Origin of the sequence: Paraburkholderia sp. RCC_158 (assembly GCF_041355255.1) — a bacterium.
GTDB lineage: Bacteria > Pseudomonadota > Gammaproteobacteria > Burkholderiales > Burkholderiaceae > Paraburkholderia > Paraburkholderia graminis.
The window spans coordinates 266,396-290,073 of the sequence record NZ_JBFUPM010000009.1 but is presented as its reverse complement, the minus strand read 5'-3'; the positions used below and the strand labels follow the sequence as shown (position 1 = coordinate 290,073).

Here is a 23,678-nt window from a genome sequence, read left to right as displayed (position 1 = left end):
TTTCCGGAGGGGACGGGACGGCGTCCGGGAAATGTCTGAGCGAGGATCGCAAGTTGTGACATCTGATTGACGTCGAAACGTCGCCAGTCAGGGAGTCCACCGTTGCTACTTTGCCCCCCCGTCTGATAGACGAGAACCTGCCTGGCTCCATTTGTAACGCCGTATATATGGGGTTCGGCAATTCGCCGAAGATTGTGGTAATAAAATTCTATCAATTGCTTCGTTTCGATAGCCTCTAAGATAAGCTTTTCCATATGGCCCCCGTTTTTCTCACTCGGCAAGTCTGCACGACGTCGAGGCAGCGGTCGGCGTCACAAAGGCAATACTTGCCACCAGATCATTCGTATGTTCAATGTAGGCGGTATTCGTTGCCGAAGCCAGAACGAATGGACCGATTACGAGAGAAAATTTTGCAGAGCACCCAAAAAACAGATTGAGCAGGTGAAGGCGCTACCCGCGATCAGCAACACGCGCCCCGGAGCGGACCGTTGGTGGCGCCTCTTGAACGTCTTTCCCTGGCCAGCTACCGCCTGATGCGTCGGCAGCAGCCGACCCATGCCGGGCCCAGAAGGGTTCAAGTTCGTCGCCTCGAAGAAGTCGTTCGCGAGAATCGGGGGCTGTTTAGTGAACTTGACCGTAGCCGCGGCTCTCAGGTGTTCGTCATTCCTATACTCGCCCTTGGACCACCTAAAACCTTCCTGTGCTCGTCACTTTGGCCGACTTATGAGAAGCCGATGAACGATGTATTCGGCACAGTCTTCTGCCACAACTCGCTATCGGTATGCAGCTCTGTTTGCGCGTGCATCATGAAGAGCGTGGTGACGGCCACCGTGCACTCGGAAATATTCCTCTTTCATGACGGGATCAATTCTTGAACCGATAAGCTTTACTTTCCACCCAGTCGTTCGTTCGCCAAGCAGCTCCCACAACAATTGCAGATCAACGGGATGGTCGTAACAAATCACCGGCCGCTGCTTTTGTCCAGTGAACGTTGACATCCAGATTCGCACCGCTTCGCGCAAAGCTCCTCGCTCCATCACTCGCGTCGGATCCGCGCCTAGCAAAGGCAACACACTGTTTTGCACAAAGGCGTTGCAAGTGTTCTTGTCCACGTGAGCTTGCTCCGCATAGAACTCAGGCCCGTCCTCAGCGACCATGGCTAGGCTTATCAAGCACGGCGCTTCAATATCCGTAAATTCCGTGTCGATGAAGATCCTGCGCTCCCACGGGTGCAATGTGCTCACACTCTCTCTCCTACCGTTTGCAGGTCCACGGCCCCGATCTGACACTCTCGATTGCCGTCTTCCGCGCGGCCGCTAGCAGAAGCCTTAAGCGCTTCTGAAACAAGCTCGACATCAGTACGACAAAAGACGTTTTGGCGGCTGCGGTCTGTTTGCGGCCCGCAAATCGGCGACACCCCGAGACCAGACAGAACTGCTACAACCTTCCCGACCGACAGCGACATAGCCGCAGCAAGCTCGACCGAGAAAACGTAGCGCTGTTCGAAGTCCGATAGGGCGTCCGACGTGATCAGAGTCACAGATCGTCGACCACGAACGGCAGCACGTCCTTTCAATAGCCCCGACTTTACTAAGTGGTACGCGACTTCCTGTTTGACATGAAGATGAGCAGCCGCTTCTGGAACGGTCATGCCGCCAACGCAACATTGTTGCCGATGCCAACTGAGAAACTCCCCACGCCAAAAAATCGCACCGGCAATGCCTCGAGCAGTCTCGTCCCAACGCCTCACGTTAATACGCTGCTCCTGCACTGCGCGAATAAGAGCTACAAATTCCGCTCGTTGCGACAAAAAGTATTTGCTGATCTCGGCAAATGAGATCTCTCGGTCTGAATGCTTCACAACGCGGCCGCGACCTTTGAGGCTGTCGATCAACTCGCGCGCCTCACTACCCCTGAAAAGCGATGTCGAGACCAGTCCGTGCGTCACGGTCCTTCGCTTCAGCAAACCCGCATCAGCAAGTTGTTCTACCCGCGATGTCGACATTCCAAGGAGTAAGCTCATCTTCCGAAGGCTGATTTCATCCGAGAGTTCTTTCTTCAGTGACGACAGAGCGGTCCGTTTGATTAAGGTGAAGTGCCGTCGGATGCCCTCTGACTTTCTGATCTCCGTGACACCCACCCGTGTGGCCAACGCGTGAAGCGTCGCAGTTCGGATTCCAAGCTGACGAGCGGCAGCAGCTGCCGCGACATACACCTGCGATTGAATGTCGTTGTCAGTTGCCCAACCGCGACGCCGGTCCAGAATGTTCATAGACTCGTCACGCATGTATCCACGATATCCGTCGAGAAGGAAGTTCAAATCTGGCGGGAGGTCGCGAAACAAGAATTTTTGCAGTCGGTGCAGGCGAGGTGACGTTGCGGCGGTATCTTCAGTTGATCGCTCTTCCTCGCGCAGGAATTCGTGAAACTTCAGCGGCCAGTCGGTTAAACGTGAATAGGCAGCAGATATCAGTCGGGAAGTATCCGGTAACGTGAGGCTACGCCACGTTTTGGGTGACAGCATGTATGCCGTCGTATCCGTCGTCGCTCCAAGATGACAAATCAATAACGCAATGGAGGGCAAGCTGAGATCAGCGATCGCACTAACTTGTGGCCTGTCGCCGTCTTGCCGGACACTGGCTGCTCTCACGAACGCGCGCCAAATATGCTGAGCGGAGTCGACGCAAGCGCGACTCGCTTCGACTTGATTCCACGACGCAATCTCACTCCCGCAGCGGCATCTCATTATTGACGCTCGCCTCCAACAAAGTTGGCTTCCGCATGCGGAGCACGTATCAACCAGCTCCAAACCGTGTACGTGGCAAGCGACGTACAGTCGATGCTCCCATATCGCCCGCCAGTGCGGCGTTGCCAGCAAGCAAGCTACACAGCATCTCGCTCGCCAGCCAAGACAAAACTTTTGTTCAAACGCCTGCGGCACTACCGCGGGCGCTTCGAATATGCCGAGCCATTTTGGTACGAATCCATAAATGGATGTACCCACGAGAGCGCGAAGATGTGCGTCGAGACCGTCAACAAGCTGCAACCATTCGACGGTAGGACAAGCGTTAGCTTCCGCCAATCGCAGAAGAAAGCCCTGGACGCTCTCGAATGGACGAGGCTCCGGCAAGTTAATCAACGTCGTGGTCACGACTGCTCCTTCAATTCCGGCGTCGCGCCCCACGGGTTTCCCCGCGACGACTCGTTGGCGCGAAAGGTTCGCCGGGTTGATCTAAACGACGAAAGGAAAATTTCCTATGGAACGGATTTAGCTCGTCGAGGCCTCCGTCCCAGATCTCCTGAACGAATGCCTTTTGTAGCAAGGATCTGTCGATACATGGCTCCTTCGCAGCCACCATCAACTCGAAGGCCCCCGTGGTAAGCCGCCTGACATATCCGATAAGGCCGTTGGTCGCCATATAAATCCGGCGCGCGGTTTCAGGCTCAGCAAACGCTGAGCGGCGCTGACAAGGAAGCATTTCATCCAAGGTGTTCAGTATTGTTCGGAACTCAAGCTCTTCGCTTTCGCGCTCAATTGAAAACGGCAAAAGCTCTATACGAGCCGAGAATCGGCGCCGGAGTTGCTCGTTCAACGCGAGAATCGCTGTCGATCGTGGTAGACCCATTAGCAGGCACGGTATCCGCGCATCTTCTACAAAATTTTTGAGCCAATCTGCCACCGATTGCGGCGAATTGTGAGAGCCATGATCGAGGAAATGTTGAAGCTCATCGACGATGAGCATCTGCACCTGACACTGACGCATCAGCGTGAGTGCCCGTAGCCTCTTCACTTCAGCGGTGCCAAGGCTCGCCAGTGGGTCACCGAGCGCAACAAGCATTGCCTGCGCTAAGCTCTTCAACGTCGGCGACGTTGGCGTTTCGAGGACAAGAACCGGCTTGATGCGGACACCGTCACTTTCTGATTCTGGCAATATCGATCGGATATAGCGCGCTATCCATGTCTTTCCCGTGCCGGACTCGCCGACGAGAAACGTATGACGTGGATCAGCCCCATTTCGAGACAAGTCAAGGACGTGCTGCAAGCGCTCAACTACTGCCGCAAACTGCCGATGTGGGATAAGAATGCGCTCTACTTCCCTCACTCGGGCGTAGTCGTCATCGTCAAACGGTCGCTCAATCATGGCCGCACCTTGCCGTTCGGAGATCCTTCAAGCAACAGCCCGGTAAGCTTTGGTAACTCGGACACAGGTACGGCGGGAGACAGCTTGTTGCTTTGAGTCTCCGGTTTTGTGCGGGCTGCCTTCTCAGTCGGAGCGGCAAATATGTCCGCCGCCTCCGTTCCTATACCCCGCCATGCGGCGCTCCTTTGCCGCTTCCGTTGTGATTTGCTCAGGGCAAACTCAGAGACCAGTGCCCTTATTTCACTCTTCGCCTGCGCAAGAGCGCTTTGGTCAACCAGCCCCTTTCCGGTTTCGCGTGCCCGAGCACAAAGCAAACGGTGTTGTTCCCGCGTTAGGCCGTTTGCGTAATCCTGATCAAGAGCCGACACAATGAAAGGGATCTTGGTGTCCGGATCGATGACGGCAATGCGAGAAATATCATCGAAGTATGAGATGACATCAACCTTGATTCGAGGGCCGTGTTTCCCGCGGATCTGCAGAAGCACAGGATCGTTGTAGCGCAAATTGTCGAGTTCAATGCCTTGGTGAGACAAAGTTCGGGTATGCGTTTCGCCGATCCTGATATCGATGTCTTCGATGCTTGATGGGAGGACAGGCGGAAAGCGCGCGGCACCTGTAACCCATTTCTCGTGCGGCGTAGTTTTGATTCCCCGATGGAGGGAATGGGCGTAGACGTCAACAATCCAGCGAGTAAGAACATGTAGCAGCTGATCGTAAGTGATCAATGCCTGCTGCTGCGGATCGTAATCCTCCCGATGAAACCATCGAGCGAAACTCGTTCCGGGCAACGCGTGCGCAAACTGAAAATTTAACGTCTTTAGGAAACGTTCAACGGCGCCTTTGAACCAAGGCTGGCGTTTTGGGCAAAACGTCACGATCATTCCCAGCTCGAACGCAACCCTTTTAAGCTCTTCGCTGTGAAATTCCAACCCGTTATCGCAGACAAGCTCCCGAATTTTCCCATGGCACGGCCAGTCGTGCTGAAGATCGGGATAGCGGTCACGTAGGTCCGCTTTCGGGACTATGGCGTGCCTCAGGCACCGCAGTACAGCGTGAACCGAAGGCCCTTGAAATCCAACGTGCATACCGACCGGCATCCTCGAATACCGATCAAGTGCAACTGTCACCGTCGGACGGCCCAAAGGTAGGCTCGTCCTTTCGTCGATTACAAATAGGTCTAATGGCGAGTGGTCAATTTCGACACGCTCGAGAATCTGTTCAACATGAACGCCAGCGCCACTTGTGCGGAAATCAATATTCGCGACGCGCTTGCCGCGTCGATGCACGGATACATCGTATGCGTCCAGTGAACGGACCGCACGATGTACCGTGGAAAGGCTCGGCATTGGAACTTTCTCGCTCTCGCTTCGAAATTCATTCTCGCGATCTATCCGGTAGCGAAGGTCAGCGTAAACATCGTTCGCGGAAGCACGCTCTCGCGTCATGTAGACAGAGTCGATCGACTGTTGCAGCAAATTCAGGCTCGAAAGAGGTAACCTGCTCCCGCGTCCTCGACGATCGAACCGATCGATCAAAGCGCGGTTGTCACCACCTGCGCGCGAGACACTACGGGCCCATCTGTATACGCTAATAGGGCTTGGCGGATGAGGGTCGTTCAGCTCCTGCGCGCATTCTTGAATTAACGGGGCAAGTACAGCCGGCGTCGAGACTAGCGGCCCTCGAGCGAGCAGCATGTCCAGGTACTTCTTTTTTCGGAGAGCCTTTCCTCGGACGCGGTCAGGGAAGGTTGATAGCGGACGCCCGAGTCGTGACTGCGCTGGATCGCCGATATTCGTTGCCTCGTTCAGAAAGCGGAGCCGGCCAGATTGATATTGCTTCTGCAACTCGGTAGTTGACGTCACTGTTATGGCACCGGTGGACGCCGCTGTCAGGTGTGCTAGTCCGTCGGCCGTGAGCTGCACGAGCCTATGATCTTGACCATCCACTACGACGGACACCCCAACTTTAAAAATATAGTTCTTCATCGTTCGGCTCGCGGATTTGAACGAACAAGGCGGTCGATTCACGCAATGGCTGACGCAGATCGCAGGTCAGCAGATCTTGAGCAAGGAATTGCCAAACTGCCGCGGTAGAACCGAGACGAGCGCTCGCGCGTCCAACGGTAAGCATTTGCTCATCAAGCAGCGGTGCGACAGCCAGTCTTCGTTGCAGGCCGGACAACGGTTTGCCTAGATAGGGGAATAATGTGTTCAGGTTAGGCAGGAGTGCGCCGTCACGAATCTGACTGTCCGTCAAGACCCGAAAAGGTACGCCAAGCTGGGAAAAATGTTCCCCAATACGCCGGAGCCGTCTTTCTTCGTCTGGCGCAAGCGCTTTTTCTTCTGGTTTGACCTCAATGAGGAGTACAGCGCCGCTGGCCAGAGTAAGTTCAAAGTCCGGTGTGTACTTCCGCGTTTTTTCTTCGAACGAGTAATAAATCGAGTAGGGTTGTTCGCGATAACTGACGACTCCGCGAGAGAACTCGAAGAGAAGCAATGCGTCACGCTCGATCAATGACTCGAACGCCACTGTTCTGCCTGACTTTTGGGAAGGAAAACGGCCGCGGAAAATCCCACCGGTAGGCCGGACGACTTGTCGTGCGGGGACGTGATGAATCCCCTGCCTAGCCGTCGGCCTGACGGCGGCATGCGGTTTGTTCTGCATGATTCGCTCCGCTTGCAAATTAAAAGGGCGCATTAAACCCTCTCGACTTGCGAGATCAGAAAAAATTGGGCGCAAAAACTTGACCGCAGGCGGGGGATTGACGATACTTCGATTGTCCAGATCGGGTAGCGCCAGCTCCCACTAGCGGGGCAAGCTTCTAATAAAGGGGTTTGCTCCGTTTTTACATTCTTTCCTCCATTTTTTGTTCGCCGCAAATTCATCGGGCGAGCACAGTCCTGCTTTAAATTAGCATCTTTTCCCAGCAAAGACGTTATTTTATTGAATGTCGGCGCGCGGTCAATGATTATTGCAGTATTTTTCTAGTCCGAACTAGCCGCACTAACCAGCACTCTCGACGCATTGAAATATATAGATAATTTTGCTTGAATTTAAGCCAAGTCACTTTCACTGGTGCAATGTGCAATATTTATTGCATTGGGATTATTCTTGGTTTGAGATCTACGCGAACGTCCAATTCCTGACACTCAAATATACGAAGGAGGTCATCCATGCTAGTAGTCGGAAAGACCGATGCATTCGAGCAGAATTACATGGCCAAGTTCGAGCAACTGGCCACCAATTACGGTGTTTTCGTCAAGTATGAGCGAGATAGGGCAGCGCGTGACATTGGTGTGCACCTCACCAAGGACATGAAATCCGGCAAGAAGCAGGTTACCAACGCGCTCGTATGGTTCCAGATGAAAGGCATGATGGCATCGACGCTATCGAAGCAGCAGTTTGAAGCAGACAAGGCGATCCATCTTTCGTTAGATATCGAACACTTGCGGCATTGGTATCTCGACAAGGAACCCACGCACCTCGTCGTGTACGTCGAGTCGGCCGATCAGTTCTTGGTGATGAACCTGCAGGAGTACATCACCAATCAATGGGGGCGCGGCATCCTCGCACTAGACCAGAAGACGGCCCGCGTCACCGTTCCGGCGTCGAGTGTGCTGGATGAGCAGGCTTTCGCAATCCTGCTCCGCTATGCCGACATCGCTCAGTGGGCGAAGGCGCTCGGTACTGAGCAAGAAGACACGCGGTTGATTCACCGCGACTACAACCTGATCTACGCCATTGGAACGGCCGGCGAACGTGATGTCGAATACGGTGTGCTGTGGACGAAGTGGCTCAGCAAGATGCGGCACGAACTACGCATTGCCGAGCGCCCCGCGAATTTCGATGGCGATGCCGACGACGGCTGGGACATCGTGCATGAGCACTGGGAACACGGCGGCATCGATCCCGAAGCGAGCTACCCGTATCTCGACCTGTTCAACATCGACGACTACGAGCCTGAGACATTTATGAATCGTTGGGGCGAGGAAGAACGGGCCGAAGATGGCATGTTCTATACGCTGAAGAACGGAGAGAAAGTCTTCGGTCCGAACGCTGCGAACGAATACTGCGAATTCGTTTTTGGCGCTCGTCTAAACGACTACGGCCAGAAACTGTGCGGCTACGTGCACGCATTGGTCAAGATGGGTTTGCTGGAGGTTCGTGAACCCGACGACGAAGAACGAACATTCCTGAGCGTCGCTCCATGGAACAGCCGACTTGTGTGAGGCCTGGCCCCTTGCAGATTCGCAGACGCCGGAAATAGCATAGCCCGGAAGACATCGATAGTCGACCGGGCCATAGAAGTGACCTAATTTTCACGATCGCTGAGAAACAATTTTCATCTCAGCGACACGTTTTTCACTATCTCTGACAACCTACAAACTCAAACATCAATATTCCCCGCCCTCAACGCATTCGACTCAATGAAAGCCCGCCGCGGCTCCACATCATCCCCCATCAGCGTCGTGAAAATGCCATCAGCCGCGATAGCATCCTCAATCTGCACACGAAGAAGACGACGCACGGTCGGGTCCATCGTAGTCTCCCAAAGCTGCCCGGGGTTCATCTCACCGAGCCCCTTATAGCGTTGCTTCGAGATATTGCGTTCGGCATCAGCCAGCAACCACTTCATCGCAGACTTGAAGTCAGTAACAGCCATACTCCGCTCACCCCGCTTGATAACGGCGCCAGCGCCAATCAACCCCTTAAACGTATTCGCGGTATTCACCAACTGCTGATAGTCGGCAGTCAATTGAAACTCTTCATCGAACACGGAGATTTTCTGATTGCCGTGATGCGTCCGCGCGACCTTCAGCGAGCGCAATTCACGCACCGGGTCATACATGGTCGTAACCCTAACCTCGGGCTTCAGAGCATCATCGCGAAGCTTAGCCTCAAGCGCTTTTGCCGATGTCTCAGCGGCCGCCTCGCTGGAAAGATCAATAACGACCCCGTCCATCACAGCCTCTAGCGCACCCGCGTCATACAAGCGGCTCAACCGGTTCACCACCGCCTGCGCAAGCAAATAAGCCCGAGCCAATTCGCCCAACGCATCGCCGGTAATCGGCGTTGCATTCTCAGAAGCCAACAGTTCGGAACCCTGCAACGCGAGCTTGAGGATGTGAGCATTAACCTCGCTCTCGTCCTTCAGATACCGCTCGTCCTTGCCCGCCTTGATCTTGAACAACGGCGGCTGCGCGATGTAGATATACCCGCGCTCGATCATCTCCGGCATCTGCCGATAGAAGAACGTCAGCAGCAGCGTGCGGATGTGCGCGCCGTCCACGTCAGCATCGGTCATGATGATGATGCGGTGATAACGCAGCTTATCGAGGTTGTAGTCTTCCTTGCCGATACCGCAGCCGAGCGCCGTGATCAGCGTCACGATCTGCTCCGAAGAAAGCAGCTTGTCATAACGCGCCTTCTCGACGTTCAGCACCTTGCCGCGCAGCGGCAAGATTGCCTGGAACTTCCGGTCGCGCCCCTGCTTCGCCGAGCCGCCTGCCGAGTCGCCCTCGACGATATAAATCTCCGACTTCGCGGGGTCCTTCTCCTGGCAATCCGCGAGCTTGCCCGGCAAACCGACGCCATCGAGCACGCCCTTGCGGCGCGTCATCTCACGCGCCTTGCGAGCCGCGTCACGAGCGCGCGCGGCGTCGACGATCTTGCCGCAGATGATCTTCGCGTCGTTCGGCGTTTCCAGCAGGAATTCCTCGAGCGCCTTCGCGACCACGTCTTCCACGGGCGCGCGCACTTCCGACGACACCAGCTTGTCCTTCGTCTGCGCGCTGAACTTAGGCTCGGGCACCTTCACCGACAACACGCACGAAAGCCCTTCGCGCATGTCGTCGCCGGACGTCTCGACCTTCGCCTTCTTCGCGACTTCATGATCGGCGATGTACTTGTTCAGCACACGCGTCATGGCCGCGCGCAGGCCGGTCAAGTGCGTGCCGCCGTCGCGCTGCGGAATGTTGTTCGTGAAGCACAGCACGTTTTCGTTGTAGCTGTCGTTCCACTGCATTGCCACTTCCACGCCCACGCCGTCTTTCTCGCCGCTCACGTGGAAAATGGTCGGATGCAAGACGCTCTTGGTCTTGTTGATGTACTCGACAAAACCCTTCACGCCGCCGACAAACGCGAAATCGTCCTCTTTGCCCGTGCGCTGATCGGTCAAACGAATCCGCACGCCGTTATTCAGGAACGACAGTTCGCGGATGCGCTTGGCCAGAATGTCGTAGTGATATTCGACGTTGCCGAAGATCGTCTCGTCGGCCATGAAATGCACTTCGGTGCCGCGGTTTTCGGTATCGCCCACCACTTGAATCGGCGACACAGCCACGCCGTCGATCTCTTCGATCACGCGATTCTGCGGCACGCCACGGTGGAATTCCATGAAGTGCTTTTTGCCGTCGCGGCGAATCGTCAAACGCAGCCACGCCGACAGCGCGTTCACGCACGACACGCCGACGCCGTGCAAACCGCCCGACACCTTGTAGCTGTTCTGGTCGAACTTGCCGCCGGCGTGCAACTCGGTCATCACGATTTCGGCGGCGCTGCGCTTCGGCTCGTGCTTGTCGTCCATCTTGAGACCGGTCGGCACGCCGCGGCCGTTGTCGGTGATCGAGATGGAGTTGTCCGCGTGAATGATCACCTGGATGTCGTTGCAATAGCCGGCCAACGCTTCGTCGATCGAGTTGTCGAGCACTTCGAACACGAGGTGGTGCAAACCGGTGCCATCCGATGTATCCCCGATGTACATCCCCGGCCGCTTGCGCACCGCCTCCAGACCTTCGAGGATCTGAATGGACGAGGCGCCGTAGCTGTTGTCGGGTTGCGTATTGTTCGTTTCAGTCATGGATTTTTTCCGGTTCTGCATTACTGCTGGGTTGCTGCTCGGGACTTTTCAAAACACCATAAAAACGCCAAAGGGGCGCTGCGCCCCTTGGTGTGTTCTTGGTGTTGGACGCGTTAGATGCGCATCGGCATCACGACGTATTTGAATTCGTCGTTCTCGGGAATCGTGATCAGCGCACTCGAGCTGGCGTCGCCAAGGCTCACTTGCAGCGTGTCGACCTTCAGGTTCGCCAGCACGTCGAGCAGATACGTGACGTTGAACCCAATGTCGACGCTGTCGCCGTCGTACGCGATTTCCAGTTCTTCCTGCGCCTCTTCCTGGTCGGCGTTGGTCGACATGATCTTCAACTGGCCCGGCTCGATGATGCAGCGCACGCCCTTGAATTTGTCCGACGTCAGAATCGCGGCGCGTTGCAGCGAACGCTGCAGTTCTTCACGGCCGATCACGAACTGATTCTTGTGCGACTTCGGAATCACGCGCTGGAAGTCGGGGAATTTGCCTTCCACCAGCTTCGACACGAGTTCGACCTGGCCAAACGTGAACTTCACCTGCGTTTGCGCGATGTCGATCTTCAGCGTGTCGTCGATGTCTTCCAGCAGACGCTGCAGTTCCAGAATCGTCTTACGCGGAATGATCACTTCCTGGCGCGCAAACGAGCCTTCAATCTTCATCGACGAAAACGCGAGGCGGTGGCCGTCGGTCGCGACTGCCATCAACTGGTCGCCGTCCACCACCAGCAGCATGCCGTTCAGGTAGTAGCGAATGTCCTGCTGGGCCATCGAAAAATGGACCATGCCGAGCAACTGGCGGAACGTCTTTTGGGGAACCACAAGGTTCGCGCCGTAGTCTTTAGCTTGCGCGACGGTCGGGAACTCGTCCGCGGCGAGCGTTTGCAGCGCGAAGCGGCTCTTGCCGGATTGCACCGTCAGACGCTTGTCGTTCAGCGTGAGCGTGACCTGGCCGTCGGGCATGGCGCGCAGGATGTCGAGGAGCTTTCGCGCTGCCACCGTGGTCGCCACGGTATCGCCGCCCACGCCGAAATCGGCGCGCGTGGTGATCTGCAACTCCAGGTCGGTTGACAGGAACGACACGTCGGGACCGTTCTTGGTAATCAGCAAATTGGCGAGGATCGGCAACGTATGGCGGCGTTCGACAATGCCGCTCACGGTTTGCAGCGGCCTGAGGAGGTTATCGCGTTCGGTCTTAACCAGTTGCATAGAGTTCCTTCGTTGATATAACGGCCTGCGCGCCTTCGAGCCGTTCAAGGCATTTCCGGCATGCTGCCGTGGCTCCCCGCCGGCGCCACGCAGCGCCCGTCACGGCGTGAAATCCGCCCGCGGCCGCGCCGGGCGGTTAAACCTGTATTGTGCCTGAAAAAGGAACCGCCTCACTAAATTGGGGGCGACTTTGGAAATAAACAGGTCGATTTTCCCGCCCACCACCTAGCCCTTGCCTAGCCCTTCAGCGTCTGCTCCAGCACGTGCAATTCGTGATTCAGCTGCGCGTCCTTGCTGCGCTCGTCGGCGATTTTGCGCACCGCGTGCAGCACCGTGGTGTGGTCGCGTCCCCCGAAAAGCTCGCCGATTTCCGGCAGACTTTTCTGCGTGAGCTCCTTCGCCAGGTACATCGCAATCTGCCGCGGCCGCGCGATGTTCGCCGGACGCTTCTTCGAATACATGTCCGCGACCTTGATGCTGTAGAAGTCAGCGACGGTCTTCTGAATGTTCTCCACCGAAATCTGCCGGTTCTGCACCGTCAGCAGATCTTTCAGTGCTTCTTTCGTCAGTTCGATCGTGATCTCGCGGCCGTGGAACTTCGAGTACGCGAGAATTTTCCGCAGCGCGCCTTCCAGTTCCCGCACGTTCGAGCGCAAATGTTTCGCGACGAAAAACGCCACATCTTCATTCAGGCTCACGAATTCCGACTGCGCCTTGCGCATCAGAATCGCGACGCGCATTTCCAGCTCGGGCGGCTCGATGGCGACCGTCAGGCCGGAGTCGAAGCGCGAGATCAGACGGTCGTCGATACCCGAAATTTCCTTCGGATACGTGTCGCTGGTGATGATCACCTGCGCCTTGTTCGCGACGAGCGCCTCGAACGCGTAGAAGAACTCCTCCTGCGTGCGCGATTTGCCCGAAAAGAACTGAATATCGTCGATCAGCAGCAGATCCAGCGAATGGTAGTAGCGCTTGAAGTCGTCGAACGCCTTACGCTGGTAAGCCTTCACGACATCGGACACGTACTGTTCCGCGTGGATGTAGCGGATGCGCGCGCCGGCCTTGTCCATCAGCAACTGGTTGCCGATTGCGTGGATCAGGTGAGTCTTGCCGAGGCCCACGCCGCCATACAGGAACAGCGGGTTGTACGAGATGCCGGGATTGTCCGCGACCTGGATTGCCGCGGCGCGCGCCAGCTGGTTCGCCTTACCGGTCACGAAGTTGTCGAAGGTCAGAACCGGGTTCAGCTTGGAACGCTCGTACATGGAGTCGTTTTCGCCGTTGCCGTTGGAGCTCGCGCTCTGGCCCGGACGCCATGTGCGGCGCGCCGCTGCGGCTTCGTTCGCGTCGAGGCTCGGCAGATCGAGGTCGGCGGCATCTTCGGCCGCCGCGCGTGCGTTGGCATTGTGCTCGGCTGCCGCGCGGGCATTCGCGTTGAGGTTGGCCATTGCGCTGTTAGCGCTGTTCGGGCCGTTCGCGCGCGTGGCCTGCGCCGCTTGCACGGCGCCAACGGCTGCGTCCACGGCAGCGGCATTGCCCGCGCTGCCGCCCATGGAATTCGGCGCGGAAGCCGGACGCGCCGCAGCCGGCGCGGCTGCCGCAGGGGCGCGCATGCCGGCTTTCGGGTCCAGTACGAATTGCACGTCGACAGGCGCCTGCCAGAAATCGCGGGCCATATCAGCGATGCGACCGGAGAACTGGCTCTTGACCCAGTCAAGCTTGAAGCGGTTCGGCGCGGCAATGCTGAGCGTGTTCGCAGCGGCGTCGAAGGCGACCGGGGCCAACGGTTTGATCCACGTCACGTACTGCTGGGGCGTGAGCTCACGCTCCAGCAATGCGGAACAGTGTTGCCAGAATTCGTTCATCGAGTGCTGTCGTTATGGTGTGCACGCGGTTCGCCGCAGCCCCCGTCGCGCGCACGCAACAAGGCCCGGAGCAGCCAGGCGTAACAGCTCCAGGCGCTTGCGCCACAAGGGTTTGCGGGACAAGCGAGCCGGAGCGGCGTGCAATATTTTTGGGAAGTAAGGCGAGATTCTAACGCCAAATCGGAGGCGAAAGGGAGTTATCCACAGGGACGGATCATCCGCCGAAGCGGGCCGCGCGCTCGCGCCGCGCCGGCTAAACTATTGACGGTCAACGAAAAACGGGTTTAAATAGCGGGTTCCGCGAAAACCAATTCAGTAAACCTCCGGCCATTGCGCTTTCAGCGATGATCGCGCGGTTTTTTTTCGATCAAGTGAGAGCAACATGAAACGTACTTACCAACCTTCCGTTACCCGTCGCAAGCGCACCCACGGCTTTCGCGTTCGCATGAAGACCGCTGGCGGCCGCAAGGTCATCAACGCACGTCGCGCGAAGGGCCGCAAGCGCCTCGCCATCTAAGGCAGGCGAGCGGATTGCGCGCTCTGTCCGTGCCAGGCGACAACCGCGGCGAAGCGGAATCGGCAGAGGCGCCGCAGCAGGGCTCCGTACCGTTGCGAGCGCAAGCCGCCTTTCCCAAAGCCGCAAGGCTACTGAAAACGGATGAATTTTCATCCGTTTTTCGTTTGCGCCCCTGGCGCCGCACCGCGCACTTCGTCGTGTACGGCCGGCCCACCGGCAATGACGCTCGCCTCGGCCTCGTGATCGGCAAGAAGTATGCGCCGCGCGCGGCCACGCGTAATCTGGTGCGCCGGATCGCGCGCGAAGCCTTCCGGTTGCGTCGCGCGGAATTCGGCGGTTGGGATGTGCTGCTGCGTTTGCACACGCGCTTTGACAAGAAGGCTTTGCCGAGCGCCGCGTCGCCGCCGTTGAAGGCGCTGTGCCGCAGCGAAATCGAGGCGCTGCTCGACAAGGCAGCGCGCGAAATCACCCGTCGTCAGGCGCCGCCCGCGGAAGCGCCCAGGACGGAATGACGTTCAGATGACCGCCCGCCTTTTCGCTCGTGCCGCCACAGCTTCGGCAGCCACGGCCAGCGGGCGTCGTCCGGTATTTCACGTTGCGCGGCGCCGTCCGGCCGCATGAGCCATGCAAACCGTACTCATCGCTTTATTGCGCTTTTACAAGCTTGCCGTCAGCCCCATGCTCGGCAACCGGTGCCGTTTTTACCCTTCCTGCTCTGATTACGCGCGCGAAGCAATCCAGTATCATGGCGCCGCGCGCGGGACTTATCTCGCCGCCAGGCGTATTTGCCGCTGCCATCCGTTTTCCGCGGGCGGCATCGATCTCGTCCCGCCTCCCACTTCTGAAAAGCGCTGATGCGCCGTTCCATCGACACTGAGACAACGCATGGATATTAAACGCACCGTCCTATGGGTCATCTTCTTCATGTCAGCGGTCATGCTGTTCGACAACTGGCAACGCGACCACGGACGCCCGTCGATGTTCTTCCCGAGCGCCACGCCGACCAAGACGGCCGGCAGCGCCGCACCGGGAACCACGACGCCGGGAACCCAGCCCGCCGATTTGCCGGCCACCAACGCAGCCGCGCCGGCCGCCACGCCGGCCGCCACGCAATCGCAGCTCGTCAAGTTCAGCACCGACGTCTATAGCGGCGAAATCGACACGCGGGGCGGCACGCTGTCGAAGCTGTCGCTCGTCAAGCAAGGCGACGGCAAGCAGCCGGATCTCGTCATTACGCTGTTCGACCGCGCGGGCAATCACACGTACCTCGCGCGCACGGGCCTGCTCGGCGGCGATTTCCCGAATCACAACGACATCTACACGCTGATGCCGAATCAGCAGACCGAGCTGAAGGGCGATCAGAAATCGTTCAGCCTGAGCTTCGAGTCGCCGGTCAAGGGTGGGCTGAAGGTCATCAAGACCTACACGTTCACGCGCGGCAGCTACGTGATCGGCGTCGACACGAAGATTCAGAACGTCGGCACCGCGCCGGTCAGCCCGTCGGTGTACATGGAACTGGTGCGCGACGACCAGCCGGTCGAAACGCCGCGCTTCTCGCACACGTTCATCGGCCCGGCTGTCTACACCGAACAGAATCACTTCCAGAAGATGACGTTCGGCGACATCGACAAGAACAAGGAAGACTACGCAAAGCAGGCCGACAACGGCTGGATCGCGATGGTGCAGCATTACTTCGCGTCGGCGTGGATTCCGCAGCAGGGCGTTAAGCGCGACATCTACGTCGAGAAGATCGATCCGGCGCTGTATCGCGTCGGCGTGAAGCAGCCGGTTGCGGCCATCGCGCCGGGCCAGACCGTGGACGTCTCCGCGCGTCTTTTCGCCGGTCCCGAAGAAGAGCGCATGCTCGAAGGCATCGCGCCGGGCCTCGAACTGGTGAAGGACTACGGCTGGGTGACGATCATCGCGAAGCCGCTGTTCTGGCTGCTCGAAAAGATCCACAGCTATGTCGGCAACTGGGGCTGGGCAATCGTGTTGCTCACGCTGCTGATCAAGGCGGTGTTTTTCCCGCTGTCGGCCGCGAGCTACAAGTCGATGGCGCGCATGAAGGCGATCACGCCGCGCATGCAGGCGCTGCGCGAACGCTTCAAGGGCGATCCGCAGAAGATGAACGCCGCGCTCATGGAACTGTACAAGACCGAGAAGGTGAATCCGTTCGGCGGCTGTCTGCCGGTCGTGATCCAGATTCCGGTGTTCATTTCGCTGTACTGGGTGCTGCTGTCGTCGGTGGAAATGCGCGGCGCGCCGTGGGTTCTGTGGATTCACGATCTGTCGCAACAGGACCCGTACTTCATCCTGCCGGTGTTGATGGCCGTCTCGATGTTCCTGCAAACGAAGCTGAACCCGACGCCGCCCGATCCGGTTCAAGCCAAGATGATGATGTTCATGCCGATCGCGTTCTCGGTCATGTTCTTCTTCTTCCCGGCGGGTCTCGTGCTGTACTACGTGGTGAACAACGTGCTGTCGATCGCGCAGCAGTACTACATCACGCGCATGATGGGTCAGTCGAAGGCAAAGCCGGCCTGACGCCGGTCTGAAAAGACGCAGCAAACGTAGCCGAAAAAACGAAGCCGCCCGGTTCAACGAACCGGGCGGCTTTTTTCATAGACGCTGCGTGCGCATGCGGCGCGTCCGCTACTCTTCTTCGTTATCCTCACCGTAGAAGCGCACAATCATTTCCTCGACGAGAAAGCGGTCCTTCGGCGTCAGCGACTGAATCTTGGAAGCGAGTTCAATGATTTCCGGCGATGGCGGATACTTCTCGCCGCGCGCCATGGGTCTGGCGCTCGCACCGGGCGAAGGTCCATAGTGGAGCCAATGCTCTTTCACGTTCAACCACTCGGCCAGCGTGCGTAACTTGTCCGGCTTCGGAATGGTCGTGCCCGTCAGCCACTTGTGCGCGGTTTGCGGCGTGACCGGACGATCGCCGCGATAGCGAAGGTTAAATTGCTCGGCGAGTTTGGTTCCGCCGCGAATTTTCAGCGGCTCCAGGCTGTCCTTCAGCCTCTTGGCGAAGGCGGCTTTTTCTTTTGGGGTTGGCATGGGCCAGATTGTGCAATTCAGCGTCCTCCCCGTTGACAACCAAACAAGTTCATGTTTAGCGTATTTGAGATACTTTTAGCTTGACGCGCCCAAGGCATCGGCAGTTCGACGCGATGTCAAAATTTGCGAATTTTCCATGCTCGGCTTGAGTTCGTGCGATTCGCGTATCGCGTCGAATGTGTGGATTTGTCCTAATGCCGCAGTAACAATCCTAGCTTGATTAAGATCAATCTTACGCGGGGCAAAAAAAGCGCGCGCGGCGACCGGTAGGCGACCAGTAGGCGGCTCCTCGGCAGGCTTGCGCAGGCCCCGCGTTACAATGCCCAGCGCCGCGCGGCTGTGCGCGCCGCCCTCCCCGTTCTCCGATTTCGCCGCCCTTCTCTCATGCTGACCACCGACTCCGATCCCATCGTTGCCATTGCCACCGCGCCCGGCCGTGGAGGCATCGGCGTCGTGCGAATCTCGTTCGGGCGCGCGGGCGAGGCTGCCGCGCAGCCGCTGATGCAGGCGCTCACCGGCCAGGCGCTTGCGCCCCGCCACGCGAGCTACGTGCCTTTTCTCGACGACAACGGCAACCCGCTCGATCGCGGCATCGCGCTGTACTTTCCCGCGCCGCATTCGTACACCGGCGAGCACGTGCTCGAGTTGCAGGGTCACGGCGGCCCGGTCGTGCTGCAACTGGCGCTGCAACGCTGCATCGACGCCGGGCGCGCGTTCGGTCTGCGGCTCGCCGAGCCCGGCGAATTCACGCGCCGCGCGTTTCTGAACGACAAGCTCGATCTCGCGCAGGCCGAGGCCGTCGCCGATCTGATCGAGGCGAGTACAGAGGCCGCCGCGCGCTCGGCGGGCCGTTCGCTCGACGGCGCGTTCTCGCGCGACATCCACGCTCTGGTCGAAGAAGTGATCACGCTGCGCATGCTGGTCGAGGCCACGCTCGACTTCCCCGAAGAAGAGATCGACTTCCTCGAGGCCGCCGACGCCCGCGGCAAGCTCGCTCGCATTCGCGAGCGCCTCGCGAGTGTGCTCGCCGAGGCGCGACAAGGTGCGCTGCTGCGCGAGGGGCTTTCGGTGGTGCTTGCGGGGCAACCGAATGTCGGCAAATCGTCGCTATTGAATGCGCTCGCGGGCGCCGAGCTCGCCATCGTCACGCCGATCGCGGGCACCACGCGCGACAAGGTCGCGCAGACCATCCAGATCGAAGGCATTCCTCTTCATGTGATCGACACCGCCGGCCTGCGCGATACCGAAGACGAGGTCGAGAAGATCGGCATTGCGCGCACCTGGAGCGAGATCGAGCGCGCGGACGTGGTGCTTCATCTGCTCGATGCACGCACCGGCATGACCGCCGAGGATGAAACCATCGCAAAGCGCTTTCCCTCGGGCGTGCCAGTCGTGCGCGTGCTGAACAAGACGGATCTGGTTGGCTTGCCGCCGCACACGCGCGCGCTCGACGCCGACCTTGAACTCAGCGAAGTCCGGCTGTCGGCGAAACAGGGCGACGGCGTGAGCCTTTTGCGTGATGAGTTGCTGCGCATCGCCGGCTGGCAGGCGGGCGCCGAGAGCGTCTACCTTGCGCGCGAGCGTCACCTGATCGCGTTGCGCGCGGCGCAGGAACACCTGGCGACGGCCGCCGCCCATGCCGATCAGAACTCGCAGGCACTGGATCTGTTCGCCGAGGAACTGCGGCTCGCGCAGGATCAGCTCAACTCGATTACCGGCGAGTTCAGTTCGGATGATCTGCTGGGAGTGATTTTTAGCAGGTTCTGTATTGGCAAGTGAAGCCGAAGTCGAATGCACCTATAGAGGCACTGTAAACGGTGGCGCACGAGGGAACTCCGCCATTGCGAGCCAAGCGCGCCAGCCGCGTTTGTAGACCATCAACGCCGCGATTACTTGGTACACAACGCCAAACAGTTTAAACTCGCGCTGTCGCCTCTCAGCCCTCCGAGCATGCCCCGCCGAGCCGTTCCCCTCACCGAATCCCAAGTGCGCGCGCTCGAACCGCGCGCCGCCCGCTACAGCCTCGCCGACGGCAACGGCCTCGTGATCGAAGTGATGACCACAGGCACCAAAGTCTGGCGCTTTCGCTATTCGCTGAACGGCAAGCGCCAGCCGCTCGCCACCATCGGCGATTACCGGATGATTTCGCTGCGCGTCGCACGAGCCAAGGCGCAAAAGTACGCGGAACTGGTCGCGCAAGGCATTTCGCCGGTCGCCACTGCGCGCCGCGATCGCGGCGCCGAAGCGAAAGCCGAGCTCTTGCGCGAAGCCGCGGAGCTCTACATGGCGACCGAAATGGCGGGCAAGTCGGACGAATATCGCCGCACCACGCGTCGCGCGCTCGACAAAGACGTGTTGCCCGCAATTGGCGGCCTGCCGGTGAAGGCCGTCACCGCGGAGCACGTCGTCGCCATCTGCGACAGGATCAAAAGCCGCGGTTCGCCCAAAATGGCGCTGCATACCCGCAACGTCGTCAAGCGCCTGTACGAGTATCTGATCGCGCGTCAGCTCGCGACGGCCAACCCGGCGGAAGTCGTGCCGGCGCGCTCCATCGCGACTTTCGAGAGCCGCACGCGCGTGCTGTCCGGCGATGAAATCGGCGCCATGCTGCATTCGATCGAAACATCGAGCATCCGCCGGCCGCTCAAAATCGCGCTGCATCTGCTCGTGCTGACGATGGTTCGCAAATCGGACCTGGTGGAATCGACGTGGGACGAGTTCGACCTCGATAAAGCGCTGTGGCGCATCGGCGCCGCGCGCCTGAAGAAGGACGCCGATCAGCTCGTCTACCTGCCGCTGCAAGCGGTGACGATGCTGCGCGAACTGCATCGCACGCGGGCGAGCGCCACGTTCGTCTTCCCGAGCGTGAGGGGCGACGACCGGCCGATCGCGAAGAGCACGCTCAACCAGGCCGTGAAGGCGCTCGGCCTCGACGTCGAGCATTTCGTTCTGCACGACTTCCGGCGAACAGCGGCCGCACATCTGCGGGAGATGACGGAGCACGCGCAAACGGACAAAACTTCAGCGAAAACGCGACAAAGCGCGTCACGCGAGGACAGCTCACGCGATGCCGCGGAACAGCGGCAAATCGCACAGCGTTGGGCAGACTTTGTCGACGCCCAGCTTGACGCAGCGCGGCAAAGCGCGAGCCGCACGGGCTAACGAACGCCGCAGCGCCACGCGCGGACATGCAGTGGTCGCAAGCCCTCATTTTAGGTACACAGCGCCACCACGCCACGCGGTAACGCGTTGTCCGTAAGGAGAAACCGTGTGCGTTCATCAGGTTACTAAAACACTGCTCCGAGCCGCGAAGCACCCTGGCGGCCATAGCGTCACGCGGCACTTTTCTCCTGCAATTGATCGCCTACACTGGAGCAACGATGCAACCTTTCCAAGGAGGCTGCCATGTCCGAATCGTTGATCGCTTACCTGCTTGGGCCTACCGTGATGCTGCTGGTCGGCGCGGCAATCTGGGCGACGTCCCGCTATTTCCACAAGGCGGAGCCACCCAGGCTTGAGCGCTGGCTCGATACGCATTACGCGGAGTGGCTGCATCACAGGCACTGAGCGGCGGCGCGACCCAGCGCCACGCGTAGCTCAAAATGAAAAAGGCCGTCGCAGTGTGGCGACGGCCTTTCTGTCTGCGGCGCGCCGTCATGGCGCGCTGGGAGCTACCACCTAGGGTCCGCATACTCGTATTGCCGCGGCTGCGCTCCGCATGCCACATACGCGCGCTGGTACTGGTCGTAGCAGTAGCCCGGCGGCGGGCCGTCGTAGGCCGGCGCCGGCTGATACACCGGCTGCGCGTAAACCGGCTGCGCATAGACGGGCTGCTGATAAGCCACCGCCGGCGCCGGATTCAATACCGACGTCACCACCGCGCCGAGCACGGCGCCGCCGATCAGCGCGCCGACCAGATCGCCGCCGTCATGGCCATGAGCCGACGCTTGTCCCGCGACGCTCAGGCTGCCCACCATCATCAAAGCCACTGCCAACTTTTTCATTTTTCGCTCCCGCCGTTGAGGCATGGAACGAATTGTCGGCGAGCCGCACGGAAATAGATGCTGCAAGTGGTAACGACACATTACCTGTGTAACTTCGAACGGTGCCTGTCGGTGCGCGCGAAGCGGCGCGGGGAATATCGCGAGCGAACGCGGTCAAGTGACGCCGTCGAAAATCGAACTGACGCCGATCTGGCGGACAATAGGCGCGAAAGCCCTGCCCGCCCCAATCTGCAATGATCGATATGGAGAAAAATGCGATGACCTACGACGACAGCAACCCGTTCGCGAAGATTCTGCGTGGCGAACTACCGTGCATCAAGGTCGCGGAAACGGATGCGGCGCTCGCCTTCATGGATCTGATGCCGCAAGCCGACGGCCATCTGCTCGTCGTGCCGAAGGAAGCGGTCGCGGAAATCTTCGATCTCTCGGACGCGGCGACGGTCGCGTGCATCCGCATGACGCAAAAGCTGGCCATCGCCGTGCGTGCGGCGTTGCGTCCGGATGGCGTATTCATCGGCCAGTTCAACGGCGCGGCAGCCGGTCAGACGGTGCCGCATGTGCACTTCCACGTGATTCCGCGTTGGGAAGGACAGCCGTTACGCATGCATGCTCGCGACATGGCCGACGCCGACACGCTCGAAGCGCTCGCCAAACGCATTCGCGCGCATTGGCGCGCGGACTGACGAACTGCGCTTGCGCATTCGAGTACGACGCCGCTGCACCGTCATCGCCCTAGACGAACACCGCTTATAGCCGATGCCGCGAACGACGCAGCGGATGACGCCAGTCGAGCCGCCGCGGCTTCGCGTGCATGGGTCGCATGTCGTGCAGATGCCGGTGTTCTTGCCACAATTCGTCGGAGAAAAGAAACGCGACGATGAGGAGCGGAAGGACGAGGAAAACGCCCAGTATCAGGTTCTCGATCACGGTGGCCTCCGTTTGCACGAGCATCGAATTCATTTTAGAGCAGCGCACGTACCTGCGCTGCCGGCCACCGCGCATTAACTCTGGCGCATAACGCGCGACGTCGCCTGGCATCGTTTATCTTCTACACGTGCACCGTTATTTCCCAATTTCGACGCGAGTAAGCAAACGACTTTGTGTGCAATGCACCAAGCGCATTCCCGCTTGTAGTAATCCGCTTAAATCGAATATCGCGTTTACGCTAATGCCGCGTCGCAAAGCTTTACTGGTTAAAGCGCTGCACGACATAAGTCGCTTAGGTATCCGTCGTATTTCCACTGGTTTACGGCGCTGCCTAAGGTTTGAGCACATGCGGCGCGCGGTGCGACAATTCGCCACTGTTGCAACCGCACACAAGATGTGCTTGTTGTTCTGCCCAGTTCTCCTAGAGTGCAAGGTGCGGGTTAGACGATGGAGTTAAACACATAGCTAACCTGAGCATTTGGCCCGCACCGGAGGAACCTATGAAAGCTCGACTCGCCCTTGTTTTCGCCATTGCAAGTCTGGCTGCCGCAACCGTTCAGGCGCAAGACGCCGTGATCAAGCCGCAGCAAACCATTCAGTTCAAGGCTAACGCGTACGGTTGTCTGTCGAAAGACAAGCTCGACGCCGTCAGTCAGCACGCGCAAGCCGGCGAACAGCAGAAAATGCAGGAGTTCTTCTCCGGATATCAATGCGTTTCCACGCCGGAGAATTCGAGCTTCCGCGTCGTGCGCGTTGTCGGCCACGATTTCGAATTCGTGAATGCAGGCAATAGCGACACGCAAGGCCTTTGGGCGAACGATCGATTCATCAAGCAATAATCTGCAGCACGCCAGTATGCGCACGTTCCGGTAAATCGCCGGGACGCAATTGGCTTAAGCAAATTCTCTGGCTTTAAACGCCGGAGACGCTGGGCTTGCGATTAAAAAAAACCGGTTGGACATTTCGAGTGTCCAACCGGTTTTTATTTTTTGCGCGAAGCGATTTACGCAGAGCGCGAAAAAAAGCCGATGCGGCATGTCGATCCGCATCGGCAGTACGCCTTCTCGCAAAGCGCAGGAACAACCGT

Annotated in this window: 21 protein-coding genes; 10 read left to right on the top strand and 11 right to left on the bottom strand. The window is 58.7% G+C overall.

The features are described 5' to 3' along the window. Window positions 1-773: 773 nt before the first annotated feature. From AB6809_RS19900 to AB6809_RS19880, 5 genes are all read right to left on the bottom strand, one after another. Complete coding sequence (locus AB6809_RS19900; RefSeq protein WP_371027040.1) at window positions 774-1,244, bottom strand: hypothetical protein; 471 nt, start codon at window positions 1,242-1,244, stop codon at window positions 774-776. Continuing rightward, window positions 1,241-2,524, bottom strand: a complete 1,284-nt coding sequence (locus AB6809_RS19895; protein ID WP_371027039.1) for a hypothetical protein — start codon at window positions 2,522-2,524, stop codon at window positions 1,241-1,243. The genes AB6809_RS19900 and AB6809_RS19895 overlap by 4 nt, the downstream gene beginning before the upstream one ends. A gap of 637 nt (window positions 2,525-3,161) precedes the next feature. Then, window positions 3,162-4,142 carry a TniB family NTP-binding protein gene (locus AB6809_RS19890; protein ID WP_371027038.1) on the bottom strand — a complete coding sequence of 327 codons (981 nt, stop codon included), beginning with the start codon at window positions 4,140-4,142 and terminating at the stop codon, window positions 3,162-3,164. Beyond that, window positions 4,139-6,127 (bottom strand): Mu transposase C-terminal domain-containing protein, encoded by a 1,989-nt coding sequence (locus AB6809_RS19885; protein ID WP_371027036.1) that lies wholly within the window; start codon window positions 6,125-6,127, stop codon window positions 4,139-4,141. Before AB6809_RS19885 ends, AB6809_RS19890 begins: the two co-directional genes overlap by 4 nt. Beyond that, window positions 6,108-6,806, bottom strand: a complete 699-nt coding sequence (locus AB6809_RS19880) for a TnsA endonuclease N-terminal domain-containing protein (RefSeq protein WP_371027035.1) — start codon at window positions 6,804-6,806, stop codon at window positions 6,108-6,110. Before AB6809_RS19880 ends, AB6809_RS19885 begins: the two co-directional genes overlap by 20 nt. A gap of 509 nt (window positions 6,807-7,315) precedes the next feature. On the opposite strand from AB6809_RS19880, the gene AB6809_RS19875 reads away from it, so the two are divergent. Next, the gene (locus AB6809_RS19875) at window positions 7,316-8,371 is read left to right on the top strand and encodes a DUF4365 domain-containing protein (RefSeq protein WP_371027034.1); all 1,056 of its coding nucleotides are present in this window, start codon (window positions 7,316-7,318) and stop codon (window positions 8,369-8,371) included. Window positions 8,372-8,529: 158 nt separating this feature from the next. On the opposite strand, the gene gyrB is transcribed toward AB6809_RS19875, so the two are convergent. The 3 genes from gyrB to dnaA all read right to left on the bottom strand — a co-directional run bounded on the left by gyrB (window position 8,530) and on the right by dnaA (window position 14,083). Beyond that, entirely contained in the window at window positions 8,530-11,001 is a 2,472-nt protein-coding gene (gene gyrB / locus AB6809_RS19870; RefSeq protein ID WP_006050600.1) for a DNA topoisomerase (ATP-hydrolyzing) subunit B, read from the bottom strand. A gap of 113 nt (window positions 11,002-11,114) precedes the next feature. Further along, window positions 11,115-12,218, bottom strand: coding sequence for a DNA polymerase III subunit beta (gene dnaN, locus AB6809_RS19865; RefSeq protein ID WP_006050601.1), 1,104 nt, complete (start codon window positions 12,216-12,218; stop codon window positions 11,115-11,117). A gap of 236 nt (window positions 12,219-12,454) precedes the next feature. Further along, window positions 12,455-14,083: a chromosomal replication initiator protein DnaA gene (dnaA, locus tag AB6809_RS19860; RefSeq protein WP_029971174.1), complete on the bottom strand. Its 1,629-nt coding sequence runs from the start codon at window positions 14,081-14,083 to the stop codon at window positions 12,455-12,457. 382 nt (window positions 14,084-14,465) lie between these two features. Between dnaA and rpmH the strand changes: the two genes are divergently transcribed. From rpmH to yidC, 4 genes are all read left to right on the top strand, one after another. After that, window positions 14,466-14,600, top strand: a complete 135-nt coding sequence (gene rpmH, locus AB6809_RS19855; protein WP_004198824.1) for a 50S ribosomal protein L34 — start codon at window positions 14,466-14,468, stop codon at window positions 14,598-14,600. Window positions 14,601-14,614: 14 nt separating this feature from the next. After that, window positions 14,615-15,112, top strand: a complete 498-nt coding sequence (locus AB6809_RS19850; protein ID WP_006050603.1) for a ribonuclease P protein component — start codon at window positions 14,615-14,617, stop codon at window positions 15,110-15,112. 112 nt (window positions 15,113-15,224) lie between these two features. Continuing rightward, window positions 15,225-15,455 (top strand): membrane protein insertion efficiency factor YidD, encoded by a 231-nt coding sequence (yidD, locus tag AB6809_RS19845; RefSeq protein WP_006050604.1) that lies wholly within the window; start codon window positions 15,225-15,227, stop codon window positions 15,453-15,455. A gap of 30 nt (window positions 15,456-15,485) precedes the next feature. After that, window positions 15,486-17,144: a membrane protein insertase YidC gene (gene yidC, locus AB6809_RS19840; RefSeq protein WP_371027027.1), complete on the top strand. Its 1,659-nt coding sequence runs from the start codon at window positions 15,486-15,488 to the stop codon at window positions 17,142-17,144. A gap of 108 nt (window positions 17,145-17,252) precedes the next feature. Here the strand turns inward: yidC and AB6809_RS19835 are convergent, their stop codons facing one another. Further along, window positions 17,253-17,660, bottom strand: a complete 408-nt coding sequence (locus AB6809_RS19835) for a transcriptional regulator (protein WP_006050606.1) — start codon at window positions 17,658-17,660, stop codon at window positions 17,253-17,255. A 384-nt stretch (window positions 17,661-18,044) separates the two neighbouring features. On the opposite strand from AB6809_RS19835, the gene mnmE reads away from it, so the two are divergent. The 3 genes from mnmE (at window position 18,045) to AB6809_RS19820 (ending at window position 21,227) form a co-directional block, all read left to right on the top strand. After that, window positions 18,045-19,439: a tRNA uridine-5-carboxymethylaminomethyl(34) synthesis GTPase MnmE gene (mnmE, locus tag AB6809_RS19830; RefSeq protein ID WP_371027026.1), complete on the top strand. Its 1,395-nt coding sequence runs from the start codon at window positions 18,045-18,047 to the stop codon at window positions 19,437-19,439. Window positions 19,440-19,610: 171 nt separating this feature from the next. Then, window positions 19,611-20,822 (top strand): tyrosine-type recombinase/integrase, encoded by a 1,212-nt coding sequence (locus AB6809_RS19825; protein ID WP_371027024.1) that lies wholly within the window; start codon window positions 19,611-19,613, stop codon window positions 20,820-20,822. 243 nt (window positions 20,823-21,065) lie between these two features. Beyond that, the gene (locus tag AB6809_RS19820) at window positions 21,066-21,227 is read left to right on the top strand and encodes a hypothetical protein (protein WP_006050609.1); all 162 of its coding nucleotides are present in this window, start codon (window positions 21,066-21,068) and stop codon (window positions 21,225-21,227) included. A 104-nt stretch (window positions 21,228-21,331) separates the two neighbouring features. Here AB6809_RS19820 and AB6809_RS19815 read toward each other — a convergent pair whose 3' ends face one another. Then, window positions 21,332-21,664, bottom strand: a complete 333-nt coding sequence (locus AB6809_RS19815) for a hypothetical protein (protein WP_006050610.1) — start codon at window positions 21,662-21,664, stop codon at window positions 21,332-21,334. A 257-nt stretch (window positions 21,665-21,921) separates the two neighbouring features. Between AB6809_RS19815 and AB6809_RS19810 the strand changes: the two genes are divergently transcribed. Then, window positions 21,922-22,347 (top strand): HIT family protein, encoded by a 426-nt coding sequence (locus AB6809_RS19810; protein WP_107710107.1) that lies wholly within the window; start codon window positions 21,922-21,924, stop codon window positions 22,345-22,347. Between the two features lie 64 nt (window positions 22,348-22,411). Here AB6809_RS19810 and AB6809_RS19805 read toward each other — a convergent pair whose 3' ends face one another. Further along, window positions 22,412-22,624, bottom strand: coding sequence for a hypothetical protein (locus AB6809_RS19805; RefSeq protein ID WP_006050612.1), 213 nt, complete (start codon window positions 22,622-22,624; stop codon window positions 22,412-22,414). 467 nt (window positions 22,625-23,091) lie between these two features. On the opposite strand from AB6809_RS19805, the gene sap1 reads away from it, so the two are divergent. Further along, a complete protein-coding gene (gene sap1, locus AB6809_RS19800; RefSeq protein ID WP_006050613.1) occupies window positions 23,092-23,430 on the top strand; it encodes a surface attachment protein Sap1 in 339 nt (112 codons plus the stop codon). The last annotated feature ends 248 nt before the right edge of the window (window positions 23,431-23,678 follow it).

Excerpts from the sequence above, each read along its gene's own strand:
- AB6809_RS19895 (WP_371027039.1), bottom strand. The coding sequence starts at position 2,524 with ATGCTGTCACCCAAAACGTGGCGTAGCCTCACGTTACCGGATACTTCC.
- AB6809_RS19890 (WP_371027038.1), bottom strand. The coding sequence starts at position 4,142 with ATGATTGAGCGACCGTTTGACGATGACGACTACGCCCGAGTGAGGGAA.
- AB6809_RS19885 (WP_371027036.1), bottom strand. The coding sequence starts at position 6,127 with ATGAAGAACTATATTTTTAAAGTTGGGGTGTCCGTCGTAGTGGATGGT.
- AB6809_RS19880 (WP_371027035.1), bottom strand. The coding sequence starts at position 6,806 with ATGCAGAACAAACCGCATGCCGCCGTCAGGCCGACGGCTAGGCAGGGG.
- AB6809_RS19875 (WP_371027034.1), top strand. The coding sequence starts at position 7,316 with ATGCTAGTAGTCGGAAAGACCGATGCATTCGAGCAGAATTACATGGCC.
- gyrB (WP_006050600.1), bottom strand. The coding sequence starts at position 11,001 with ATGACTGAAACGAACAATACGCAACCCGACAACAGCTACGGCGCCTCG.
- dnaN (WP_006050601.1), bottom strand. The coding sequence starts at position 12,218 with ATGCAACTGGTTAAGACCGAACGCGATAACCTCCTCAGGCCGCTGCAA.
- dnaA (WP_029971174.1), bottom strand. The coding sequence starts at position 14,083 with ATGAACGAATTCTGGCAACACTGTTCCGCATTGCTGGAGCGTGAGCTC.
- rpmH (WP_004198824.1), top strand. The coding sequence starts at position 14,466 with ATGAAACGTACTTACCAACCTTCCGTTACCCGTCGCAAGCGCACCCAC.
- yidD (WP_006050604.1), top strand. The coding sequence starts at position 15,225 with ATGCAAACCGTACTCATCGCTTTATTGCGCTTTTACAAGCTTGCCGTC.
- yidC (WP_371027027.1), top strand. The coding sequence starts at position 15,486 with ATGGATATTAAACGCACCGTCCTATGGGTCATCTTCTTCATGTCAGCG.
- AB6809_RS19835 (WP_006050606.1), bottom strand. The coding sequence starts at position 17,660 with ATGCCAACCCCAAAAGAAAAAGCCGCCTTCGCCAAGAGGCTGAAGGAC.
- mnmE (WP_371027026.1), top strand. The coding sequence starts at position 18,045 with ATGCTGACCACCGACTCCGATCCCATCGTTGCCATTGCCACCGCGCCC.
- AB6809_RS19825 (WP_371027024.1), top strand. The coding sequence starts at position 19,611 with ATGCCCCGCCGAGCCGTTCCCCTCACCGAATCCCAAGTGCGCGCGCTC.
- AB6809_RS19820 (WP_006050609.1), top strand. The coding sequence starts at position 21,066 with ATGTCCGAATCGTTGATCGCTTACCTGCTTGGGCCTACCGTGATGCTG.
- AB6809_RS19815 (WP_006050610.1), bottom strand. The coding sequence starts at position 21,664 with ATGAAAAAGTTGGCAGTGGCTTTGATGATGGTGGGCAGCCTGAGCGTC.
- AB6809_RS19810 (WP_107710107.1), top strand. The coding sequence starts at position 21,922 with ATGACCTACGACGACAGCAACCCGTTCGCGAAGATTCTGCGTGGCGAA.
- AB6809_RS19805 (WP_006050612.1), bottom strand. The coding sequence starts at position 22,624 with ATGAATTCGATGCTCGTGCAAACGGAGGCCACCGTGATCGAGAACCTG.
- sap1 (WP_006050613.1), top strand. The coding sequence starts at position 23,092 with ATGAAAGCTCGACTCGCCCTTGTTTTCGCCATTGCAAGTCTGGCTGCC.